Origin of the sequence: Mesorhizobium sp. M7A.F.Ca.AU.002.02.1.1 (genome assembly GCF_003998535.1) — a bacterium.
Lineage (GTDB): Bacteria > Pseudomonadota > Alphaproteobacteria > Rhizobiales > Rhizobiaceae > Mesorhizobium > Mesorhizobium ciceri.
In genome coordinates, this window is the sequence record NZ_RZPB01000626.1 from 1 (window position 1) to 3,554 (window position 3,554).

The window sequence follows — 3,554 nt, forward strand, 5'->3', positions numbered from 1 at the left end:
GCCAAGGAGTGATGCTGATGCGCGCAAGGATCCTCTATGTGGATGACGAGGACGATATCCGCGAAATCGCCCAGATGTCGCTGGAGCTCGAGCCGGAATTCGAGGTGCGGTCCTGTTCTTCGGGCATGCAGGCACTGGCCGATGCCGCCGAATGGCAACCCGACCTCATTCTGCTCGACGTGATGATGCCGGACATGGATGGGCCGGAGACGCTGAGGCGTCTGGCCGAGGCTGGCGCGACGGCCTCGATACCCGTGGTGTTCATCACCGCGCGCACCCAGACGCATGAGGTCGAACGCTATCTGGCAATGGGCGCGGTAGGGGTGATCGCCAAACCGTTCGACCCGCTTGCGCTTGCCGGTGAAGTCAAAAGATTGCTTCTGTCGCGCGCCTGAGTCGACGATTGACTGGCCACCGAGCGCGTTCTGGCAGCAGACTGTGCGATGCCGTTCAGGGCTCCTATACCATGTCGCCTTATTCATCTACTGATTGTGCCGAGGGTGCAGGCGCAGCGAATCAGGTTGTCTATAATCGCGGTGGCATCGGCGGACGTCGATGAGAGAGCTGAGAAGAATATTTCTGTCTGCATGAACCGCATTGGCGGATGTCGGTTCATGGGTTGATCACTCCGGGGGGCGACGGAACCGGAGCAAGGCTGGTGAACGGATCGAAGGCAAGAGTTCTGATTTGCGACGACGATCCCTTGTTGATCGAGCTGATGGAATTCAGGCTCAGGGCAAAGGGATATGAGGTCATCAAGGCAGTAGACGGGGCGGAAGCGCTCTTGAAGGCGGAGCATGAGGCGCCGGACATCATCGTGCTCGACGCGATGATGCCCAAGGCCGACGGCCTGGAGGTGCTTGCCCGCATCAAAAACGATCCGGCTTTGTCCGAAACTCCGGTCGTCATGCTGACCGCCCGCAAGGGCGAAAGGGATATCGTCTCGGCCCTGGAGAAGGGAGCGGACGACTATCTTGTGAAACCATTCATTCCCGAGGAGCTGCTGGCCCGGCTTGCGCGTCTGCTCGCGCGAAAGAGCGGGAAGCGCTGATGCGGCGCGGCCGGCGCGCAGCCCTTGCCGCATGGCTGGTCCTGACGATCGCTGCGCCCCAGGGCGCGGCGTTGGCGCAGACGGTGGATGAACTTTACGAGTTCGGCGTCAAGGCCAGGCAAGCGCAGCATTTCGAGGAGGCGGCGGATCTTTTCCGGCGAGCCCTGGCGCTCAGGCCCGACAATGCCGACGCCCTGGTGCAACTCGGTTTCGCCGAGCTTGGACGCAACAATCTGCCGGCGGCGCGCGAAGCCTTTTCCAAGGCACTGTCCCTTGCCCCAACCTATCGGGACGCCAGCTTCGGCATGGCCGAGGTCGAGTTCCGCTCGGGCAATCCGGACGCCGCCCTGCCGCTCGCCGAAGAGGTGTCGCGTGCGGAGCCCGGCAATGCCGATGCAAGTACCCTTGTTGCCAACATCCGCAAAGCCCAGCGGGCCGGCAGCAGCAAGGCGAAGCCTGCGACCGCGAGGAAGATACCGCGCCCGCCGCGGCCGGATCCCGTCGCCGGCCTGATGGAGGAGGGCCGACGATCGCGGGCTGCGGGCCAATTGCCGGAGGCGGAGAATGCGTATCGCCGCGCCCTCCGGCTGGCGCCGAAAAACACTGATATCCTGGTCGCCATCGGTTTGGTGGCTGGCTCCCAGCAGAAATTCGACCATGCCGGGCAGTTCTTCGACCAGGCGCTGGCCATTAGGCCCCGCCTTCGCGGTGCCCGCCTCGGCAAGGTGCGCCTGGCGATCTGGCAGGGCGACGTGCCGCGCGCTCGCGCGATGATCGATGATGTGCTTGGCACCGCGCCTGACAATGTCGAGGCGATGGCTCTCGACGCGCGAATTTCCCTGCTCGAGCAGGATTACACGCGGGCCGAGCAGTCTTTTCAGCGGGTGCTGGCGGTAGATTCGCACAATGCCGAGGCGCTGGTGGGGATCGGCGACCTGCGCCGGGCGCGTGGCGACGACTTCGCCGCGCGGGAAGCCTACCGCCAAGCGCTCGCCATCGAGCCGGGCTCTGCCGATATCGTGCAAAGGCTGGCTGCGCCGCCGCCGCGCAAATGGCGACTCGATCTGGGCAGCGAAGTCAGCGATCTCACCGAGGGGCTTGGCGACTGGACCGACAGTTCGGTTGGCCTTGCCTATCAACTCACCTCGCAGACAACCATTTCAAGCCACACCCGGATGGCGACCCGCTACGGTCGCACCGATGTTCAGATCGACGGCCGCATCGACCAGGCCTTTTCGCCGACGGTTTCGGCCTATGTGCTGGCAGCGGCGACGCCGGATGCCGATTTCCTGGCCCGATATTCGATCGGCGCCGGCGCTTCGTGGCAGATCATGGCGCCCGCGAAAGCGCTCGGTCCGTTCTCGCTCAACATCGATGCTCGCTATGACAATTTCGTCACCGCCGAGGTCACCACAATCTCGCCCTGGGTGCAGGCCTATGTCCTGGACGGCCGGCTGGGGCTTTCGGCCCGTTGGGTTCACCCAGCCGACGATATCGGCACACGCGCCGATGGCTATGTGCTGCGGGCCGATCTTGCAGTCACCCCGGCCGTCAACGTTTTTGGTGGTTATGCAGATGCCCCCGAGATCTCCGACGGCACGCTGGTGCCGACGCGTACCGTCTTTGGCGGCATCTCCTGGGACGCCACCGATCCGCTGACGCTGCGCGGCAGCCTCGCCCATGAGCAGCGCCCGACATTCGACCGAACCATATTCGGGCTCGGCCTAACCACGCGGTTCTGATCATGTTGTACATCTGGCACTTATCCATCCTGCTCAGTGCCCTTTCCCTGGCGATCATGCTTCTACTGATCGTGCGTCGGGTATTGCAGGAGCGCCGGGGGACGACGGGCGCCGATCAGCGGCGCCTTCTTCTGACGGCGCTGATCGCCTTCACCGAAAATCGCGATCGCGAGGCATTGAAGACGGCGCTGCTTGCGGTGCCGGCGAGGGTGGCGGTCGATGCCGGTTTCGAGTTTATTTCGCTGTTGCGCGGCGAGGAGCACGACGAGCTCCTCTCAGCCTTCAACGAATGTGGCCTGCCGGCGCTTGTCAGTACCCAACTGGAAAAAGGCAACGCCGCCGAACGCATCCACGCGACCGAGATGCTGGCGGCGCTGCGTTCGGAAAACGCAGTGGCAAGCCTGCTTTCGGCACTCGACCGCGACGGATCACGCGAGGTCAGGATCGCCGTCGCGATCGCGCTCTGCGATCTCGGCGCCTTGCCGCCGCTCGTCATAACGCTGCGCAAGATCGGCGTGGCGGGACAGCGCTCGCGACGCCTGATCGAGCTTTTCAGGCGCTTTCCGCCGAAGCGGCTCGGCGAACTTGAGGATTACGCCAGACTTCAGGGCGCGGTGCCTTTCATTAGAGCGGCCGCAATCGATGCACTTGCCCGCAACGGCGGGTTCCGGTTTGGCGACTTCTTTGCCCGCGCGGCCGGCGATCCGTCATCGGAGGTTGCCGCAGCCGCATTGCGGGCACTCGGGCTGACCGGACATCCC

General features: G+C 64.2%; 4 protein-coding genes. All 4 read left to right on the plus strand.

Annotated features, from left to right (window positions below):
* The first annotated feature begins 17 nt into the window (after nt 1–17).
* On the plus strand, nt 18–395 hold the full coding sequence (locus EN879_RS28135) for a response regulator (RefSeq protein ID WP_082826795.1): 378 nt from the start codon (nt 18–20) through the stop codon (nt 393–395).
* 263 nt (nt 396–658) lie between these two features.
* On the plus strand, nt 659–1,051 hold the full coding sequence (locus EN879_RS28140) for a response regulator (protein WP_013525347.1): 393 nt from the start codon (nt 659–661) through the stop codon (nt 1,049–1,051).
* Nucleotides 1,051–2,793 carry a YaiO family outer membrane beta-barrel protein gene (locus EN879_RS28145; protein ID WP_127274389.1) on the plus strand — a complete coding sequence of 581 codons (1,743 nt, stop codon included), beginning with the start codon at nt 1,051–1,053 and terminating at the stop codon, nt 2,791–2,793. Before EN879_RS28140 ends, EN879_RS28145 begins: the two co-directional genes overlap by 1 nt.
* A 56-nt stretch (nt 2,794–2,849) precedes the next feature.
* The coding region (locus tag EN879_RS28150) for a HEAT repeat domain-containing protein (protein ID WP_245493876.1) at nt 2,850–3,554 on the plus strand (705 nt) is incomplete at its 3' end.